Genomic DNA, 6,643 nt, shown 5'->3' with positions numbered 1-6,643 from the left:
TCGGTGCGCGGGGCCGCACCGATGAAGATGAACAGGTGCCCGGTGGGCACGGTCTCGGTCGCGCCGCCGTTCTCGCACAGGGTCAGCCGTTCGAGATGATCGTCGCCGTGCGCCTCGACCACCGTGGTCCGGGTGCGGACGTGGATGTTCGGTATCCCGGCGATCTGCTCGATCAGGTAGTGCGACATGGACGCTTCGAGCGACTGGCCGCGGACGAGGATGGTGACGTCGGCGGCGTGCTTGGAGAAGAACACGGCCGCCTGCCCCGCCGAGTTCGCGCCGCCGACGATGTAGACGTGCTCGCCCTTGCACTCGGGCGCTTCGGTCGCGGCCGAGCCGTAGTACACGCCTCGGCCGGCTAGCTCGGCGACGCCGGGAGCCTCCAGTGCCCGGTAGGTGACGCCGCTGGCCAGCACCACCGAATGCGCGGAGATCTCGGTCCCGTCGCCGAACATGACCACGCGCGCGGAGCCACGTGCCTCCAGGCCCACGACGTCGCGGGCGGTGAGCACTTCGGCGCCGAACTTGAGCGCCTGCCGCCGCGCGCGGTCGGTGAGCTGCGCGCCGGAAACGCCGTCCGGGAAGCCGAGGTAGTTCTCGATGCGGGAGCTGGTGCCAGCCTGTCCGCCGGTCGCCTTGCGCTCGACGATGACGGTGCGCAGCCCCTCCGACGCGCCGTACACGGCCGCCCCGAGCCCGGCGGGCCCGCCGCCGATCACGATCAGGTCGTAGAACTCCTGCGCCGGGCGCGTGGACAGGCCGACGGCGTCGGCGAGCTCCGGCCCGGACGGCTGGCGCAGCACCGTGCCGTCCGGGGTGACCAGGACCGGGATGTCCTGCGGCGCCGCGTCCGCCGCCTCGAGGATCCGGCGGCCCTCGTCGTCGTCGACGGAGTACCAGCGGTACGGCACGGCGTTGCGCGCCAGGAAGTCGCGCAGGTGGAACGACGGCGAGGAGTACCGGTGGCCGATGAGCTTGATCTCGTCGACCGGCCGCTCCCCCACCGCGCGCCACGTCTCCACCAGCGCGTCGACGACCGGATAGAGCTTCTCCTCCGGCGGGTCCCACGGCTTGAGCAGGTAATGGTCGACGTCCACGACGTTGATCGCCTGGATCGCGGCGTCGGTGTCGGCGTAGGCGGTCAGCAGCGCGCGACGGGCGTTCGGGAACAGGTCCATCGCCTTCTCGAGGAAGACGATGCCGTCCATCTGCGGCATCCGGTAGTCGGCGAGGATCGCGGCCACGGCGTCGCCGCGCAGCTTGATCTCGCGCAACGCTTCGAGGGCGTCGGCACCGGAATCGGCCCGGATGATCCGGTAGTCCTTTCCGTACCTTCTGCGCAGGTCACGGGCGACCGAACGGGACACGGCGGGATCGTCGTCGACGGTCAAGAGGATCGGCTGGCTCACCGGATCAGCCTATTACGTTCGATCCATGCTGACCGAAGCCGAAGAAGTGATTCACGCCCGTGCCGCCGTCGCGTGCGAGGCGGCCACCGCGGCGGGGCTTCCCGGCCGTTTCGAGGCTTGGCGTGAAGACGGCCTGCTGGCGGTCCTGGCCACGGCGCCGGACTTGCGGTTCCTGCGCACGATCTCCGGGATCACCGGGGAGAACCTGCCGCGGGCCGTCCGGTTGGCCGGGGCGTCGTGCTGGAACGGCGACCCGCCGACGCTGGTGCTGCCGCCGGGCCTGCTCCCCGTCACCGGTCTCGTACCCGCCGGCGTCCGTCCGATCGCGACCCTTCCGCTCGCTGAACTCGCGCCGCCGGATGCCGACGTCGACGACTCACCCGACCTCGACGCGTTTCTCCGCGTCCTGCTCGGCGGGTACGAAAGCGACGACGTCGTGACGGCGTTCATGGCCGCCGAACACGCCGACCCGCGAATCAGGCGGTCGCTGCTGATCGAGGACGGGGTGCCGATCTCCGCCGCGGCCCTGAGTGCGCACGGTCCGGGCGTCGTCCTCGGCGGGTCCGCCACTCCACGGGCGCATCGCGGCAAAGGCGCACAGGCACGGCTGCTCCTCCACGGCCTGACCGCGGCCGCACGCGAAGGCCGCCGCTTCGCCGTCGCGACCGCGGTGGAAGGCTCGCCGAGCCTGTCGAACCTGCGGCGTGCCGGAGCGCGGATCCGGCTCCGGCAGGCCTTCAGGCTCGGGTGAGCTTCCGCAGGCGGAAGGCCAGCACGAGCAGCATCACGCCGTAGAGCAGGGCGTAGATCCCGACCAGCAGCGCGATCCCGTACGCACCGGCGATCGGGTTGAACACGATCACGATCCCCGCGATCAGCGAAAGCGCGCCCGCCGCGATGAGGAACGCCTCGCCCTCGATCTGCTTGCGCAGCCGGATCGCGGCGACGATCTCGACGATGCCGGTGAAGATCGCCCAGAAACCGACCAGGAGGGCCAGCACGAGCACCGTGATCCCCGGCCAGATCAGGACCAGGACACCGGCGATGATCCCGAACGCGCCGAGCACTCCGTAGGCGGCGCGATGAGCGGCGTCGCCCGGCCGGAAGGCCTGCATGATGCCGCCGATGCCGTCGAAGATGGCATAGATGCCGTAGAGGATCGCGAGGGCGAGCACAGTCGTTCCCGGCCAGATCAACGCGAGAATGCCGAAGAGGATGGCGAAAACCCCGCGCACGGCGGCGAGCGGCCAGGCCAGGCGGGGTTCGACGACGGTGAGACCGGCGAGAGGCATGCCCCGAGTATCTGAGCGCCTGTGCGGGAGCGCGCGGCACGCCACCCGTTGGGGTGAGGCCGGTGCGCGCCGCGACCGCCATCACGGCGCGCACCGGGGTCATCAGGGATAGGCGACCAGATTGGCCACGGTCGATCCCGAGTTCGCCGGTCCGCCGCGATCGTTGATCACCCGGCTGATGGTCCCGTTCCCGCCGAGGGAGACGGCGACCATGCTGCGGAACCGGACGTTCGGGTTGTTCGGCACCTCGATCGCGCGATCCGCCACCACGCTCGGATTCACGTTGAAGTAGCAGTAACTGCCGAGCCCGTAAGCCTCGTGGTTCGTCACCGAGTCCGCCACCTTGTAGGCCGCGTAACCCCGCGTCGAGCCGTTCATCCAGGCGGCCTGATTCGGTGGGTCGTAAGGCATTTCGTTCTGGTAGAAGTACGTCCGGCCGCGTTCGCCGTTCCAGATCGTCTGGTACTTCTGGTAGTGCTCGACGAACAGGCCGTACATCGTGATGTCGTCACCGTTGACGATCAGGCCGGTGTCGGCGGTGTTGGCGGTCCACCCGACGCCGCTGCCGTGGTCGGCACGCCAGATCCACAGGTGGTCGCCGATGACGTCGTCGCTGTTGACCACCAGGCTGTTCGTGGCCTTGCCGACGCCCGCCCCGCCGACGCGGAAGAAGACGTCGTGCAGCGAGGTCGGGTTGGCCGCGTGGTCTTGCGCCGAATTCGCCGGGCCGACCTCCATCAGTGTGTTCGAGTTCGTGGTGCCCGCGTCGATCAGCACGCCGGCGATCTTGACGCCGTCGACGTCGGCCACCGTCATCGCGGTGATGCCGTTGTCCGGGATCAGCGTCGCCAGTCCGAGGCCGAGCACCACGGTATCCGGCCGGGTGACGCGGAGCGTCTCGTTGAGGTGATAGACGCCCGGCGTGATCAGGAGGTCCTTGCCCTCGGCGAGGGCCGCGTTGATCTGCGACGCCGTCGTGCCGGGCTTCGCGATGAAGAACCGGCTGATCGGCAGCGAAGAGCCCTGCTGACCGGCGCCCCACGTGATGCCGGAGGTGTTGGTCCGCTTGGAAGGCACGAAAACCTGGTACGCGCCCGCGCTGTCGACGTAGAGGAACGGCTTCTCCCGCACGACCGGCGTCGTGTTCACCGTGGTGTACGGCGGATTCGGGAAACTGGTCGACGGCGCGCCGCCGACGCCGGCGAACACCATGTTCCAGTTGGAACCGCTCCAGCTCCCGAACTGCGAGTTGCGCGAGATCCACTGCTGCTGCGACCCGGACCGCACCTGGCCGTCGACCTTCACATCGGACATCCACCCGCCGCTCGACCAGCCGCCGTCGTCGAGCTGCAGGTTCCCGCGGACATGCATACGGCGGTACGGCGCGGCCTGCGAAACAGCCCAGCGATCGGTGCCGCCGTTGGGGTTCACGGACAGATTTTCCGCGCCACGCCAGAAGTTCTGCGTCGCGTTGCCCTGGAACCAGTCGGCCTCCGCGTGCACCGCGCCGTTGATCGTCACGTTGTCGGGAGAAAGGCCGAGCCCCAGCACCTGCGTGTAGAACCCGACATTGACGTCGACGTTGTACGAGCCCGGCTTGAACAGCAACGCCTTGCGATTCGAGCCGAACTGACTGGTCTCCTGCTGCGAGAACACGCTGTTGACCTGGGACTGGATCGCCGACTGCGACATACCCGGATCGAAGACGAGCACATTCGGCCCGAGGTCGGGGTTCGCGGTGCCGGAGACCGGGGTGAGCCGGAAGGACTGGGCGCCGGTGCCGTTGCAGGCGTACTGCTGGAGCTGGGTGCTGTCCTGGGTCGAGAGACCGGGGATGTCCAGGCACTTGCCACTGTTACGGCTCACGAAGTGATAGGCCCCACCCGATTCCTCGACCGGCTGCCACTGCTGATTGTTCCCGCCGCCGTAGGCCCACAGATGGATCAGCCCGCCGTCTGCCGTCGACACCTCGGCGACATCCCACACCTGGGCCGGGTTGTTGCGCGTGTTGACCCGGTAGTAGCCGCCCGAGGTGGGCTGGAACTGCCACTGCTGGGAAAAGGTCTGGTTGCAGGCGTACTGCTGGACGACCGTCCCGTTCGCCGTGCCGGCGGCACGCGCGTCCACGCACTTCCCACCGGTGGTCGACACGGTGTACCAGGTGTCGGGAACGATGGCCGCCTGCGCTGCCGGAGCCACCACCAACAGTGCGCCGACCAGGGAAAACAAGGCTATCAGGGCTGCTCTGGCCCGCATCGGGACCTCCTCCGCGTCATTCGGGCAGGGGCGAGCTGAGGCGGAGCCCAGTGGAGACGCGGCGTAGCGGGCGGGGACCTCGGCGTCACGATGGTCGAAAACGTAACGGCGGTCACACGCGGAGTCAATACACGGCTAAAAATAAGGTGCGAAGATGCTGGTCAGCGCAGTTTGCGGCAGGCAGGGGTGCATAGAGTGACCCCCGCGTGAACGGCTCTCGCGGGCGGTGTAATGTATGGACACACGAGATGCGGAGAACAAAGCCGCTCCGGGGCTATGGCGCAGCTGGTAGCGCACCTCACTGGCAGTGAGGGGGTCAGGGGTTCGAGTCCCCTTAGCTCCACCGTGACGAAACACCGCCCACCTGGCACATACGCCGAGGTAGGGCGGTTTTTTCGTTGTACCTCACTTTGAGAAACGACGCACCGAACTTCGGCTACCGTTCAGTAACTGGGGCAAACCTGGGGCAGGCAGTGAATCAGCAGGTCAAAGGCTATTTTGATCTTGAGTCGCCAAGAGGGCTCGAACCCCTGACCTTCTGTTTACAAGTCCGCTCCGCCGGAAGATCAGCCGGTGCCGCGAGCTGTCGAATTTCGACCATCTAAGCAGGTCAAAACGGGCCTTGCCTGACGGCCAGGTGTCACGCCGTGTCATTGCGTGTCCGGCTCTGCTTCGGCACCGAAGCCCAATCGGAGACGACGTAACCGCGGCTATAACTCTCTGGTCTTTCGCAGTCATGTTCTTCACCGCCGGCAGGTGGTGACGTCACGGTCCGGTCAAGTGCGCAACGGAAACCGTGATCCGTACGACCAGCCACAGGTACCCACAGCTCACAGGGAGACCACGATGGACCAGACCGCCGCATCCACCAGACCCCGCCGACTGAAACTCATCACCGCGGCAGCCGCAACAGTTCTCGTCGCGATCGTGGTCATCGTCATCGTTCTGCTCACTGGTTCGGAACCGGTCATCGCCAAGGGCTACCTGAACTTCAACTGCTACCCGTGCAACTCCTCGGTCAACGACGATCTGAAGGACGGCGCGCAGATCACTGTCGTCGACAGTAGCGGCGACGTCATCGGTAACGGCACGGTGAAGCTAGTCGTCATCGACGATCCGTCGCTGTCGATTCTGTCGAGCTACAACCGAACTTTCACATTCGAGATCACAGGGATTGAGGGCGGACATGACCGGTACGGTTTCCATGCTGGCGGCCCGGACCGAGAAACGACGTGGGTCGAGTCTGACAAGATGAGCGAGGAGATCCAGCTCAAGATCGGCTGATGCCGGACATGGCAAAGGCCCATCTCCGAGGCGGATTCTCGGGGTCCTCGCAACTCTGACTGGCACCTTAAACTTTCTCGACGCCGTGAACCCCCTGCGACCAAGCCTTAGCCCTTGCAGAGCTCATTCCGAGAGTGCCGCACCGACCACCGCACCGAAATACCCGCCGGTTCGCCGCGACCGAACTGGTCCGCTGCGCAAGGGGCGAGGGGCATCAGGGTCGCCGGGGGTGCTCTGTGCCGTAGAGAGCAGTGCCAGTTCCGGTGATGCGCACACTGCGGCGATGCGGTCAGCGGCATGAGCGGATATTCGCTATTGATCGAGCCCGCTGTCAAACGACGACCAGATCGGGACGCGGCTGTTCAGTCACTGCGGACAAGGCCCGGCGCATCACGGGAGTGA

General features: G+C 66.9%; 5 protein-coding genes and 1 tRNA gene. 3 read left to right on the top strand and 3 right to left on the bottom strand.

Translation table 11 applies throughout. The features are described 5' to 3' along the window. The coding region (locus AC069I_RS44290) for an NAD(P)/FAD-dependent oxidoreductase (protein ID WP_478268071.1) at positions 1 to 1,409 on the bottom strand (1,409 nt) is incomplete at its 3' end. 25 nt (positions 1,410 to 1,434) lie between these two features. Here AC069I_RS44290 and AC069I_RS44285 point away from each other — a divergent pair. Further along, positions 1,435 to 2,160: a hypothetical protein gene (locus tag AC069I_RS44285; protein WP_478229159.1), complete on the top strand. Its 726-nt coding sequence runs from the start codon at positions 1,435 to 1,437 to the stop codon at positions 2,158 to 2,160. On the opposite strand, the gene AC069I_RS44280 is transcribed toward AC069I_RS44285, so the two are convergent. After that, a complete protein-coding gene (locus tag AC069I_RS44280) occupies positions 2,147 to 2,701 on the bottom strand; it encodes an HdeD family acid-resistance protein (protein ID WP_478235139.1) in 555 nt (184 codons plus the stop codon). The genes AC069I_RS44285 and AC069I_RS44280 overlap by 14 nt on opposite strands. A gap of 102 nt (positions 2,702 to 2,803) precedes the next feature. Further along, positions 2,804 to 4,957 (bottom strand): RICIN domain-containing protein, encoded by a 2,154-nt coding sequence (locus AC069I_RS44275; protein WP_478229157.1) that lies wholly within the window; start codon positions 4,955 to 4,957, stop codon positions 2,804 to 2,806. A 270-nt stretch (positions 4,958 to 5,227) separates the two neighbouring features. Here AC069I_RS44275 and AC069I_RS44270 point away from each other — a divergent pair. Together AC069I_RS44270 and AC069I_RS44265 are read left to right on the top strand one after the other, a co-directional pair. Beyond that, positions 5,228 to 5,300: transfer RNA gene (locus AC069I_RS44270), tRNA-Ala, on the top strand. Between the two features lie 503 nt (positions 5,301 to 5,803). Further along, positions 5,804 to 6,241: a hypothetical protein gene (locus AC069I_RS44265; protein WP_478229156.1), complete on the top strand. Its 438-nt coding sequence runs from the start codon at positions 5,804 to 5,806 to the stop codon at positions 6,239 to 6,241. Positions 6,242 to 6,643: the final 402 nt, after the last annotated feature.

It is taken from the genome of Amycolatopsis sp. NPDC043885 (genome assembly GCF_056435685.1).
The sequence above is the reverse complement of the archived record's forward strand: the minus strand, read 5'-3'. Positions and strand labels throughout refer to the sequence as shown.

Excerpts from the sequence above, each read along its gene's own strand:
- AC069I_RS44280 (WP_478235139.1), bottom strand. The coding sequence starts at position 2,701 with ATGCCTCTCGCCGGTCTCACCGTCGTCGAACCCCGCCTGGCCTGGCCG.
- AC069I_RS44285 (WP_478229159.1), top strand. The coding sequence starts at position 1,435 with ATGCTGACCGAAGCCGAAGAAGTGATTCACGCCCGTGCCGCCGTCGCG.
- AC069I_RS44265 (WP_478229156.1), top strand. The coding sequence starts at position 5,804 with ATGGACCAGACCGCCGCATCCACCAGACCCCGCCGACTGAAACTCATC.
- AC069I_RS44275 (WP_478229157.1), bottom strand. The coding sequence starts at position 4,957 with ATGCGGGCCAGAGCAGCCCTGATAGCCTTGTTTTCCCTGGTCGGCGCA.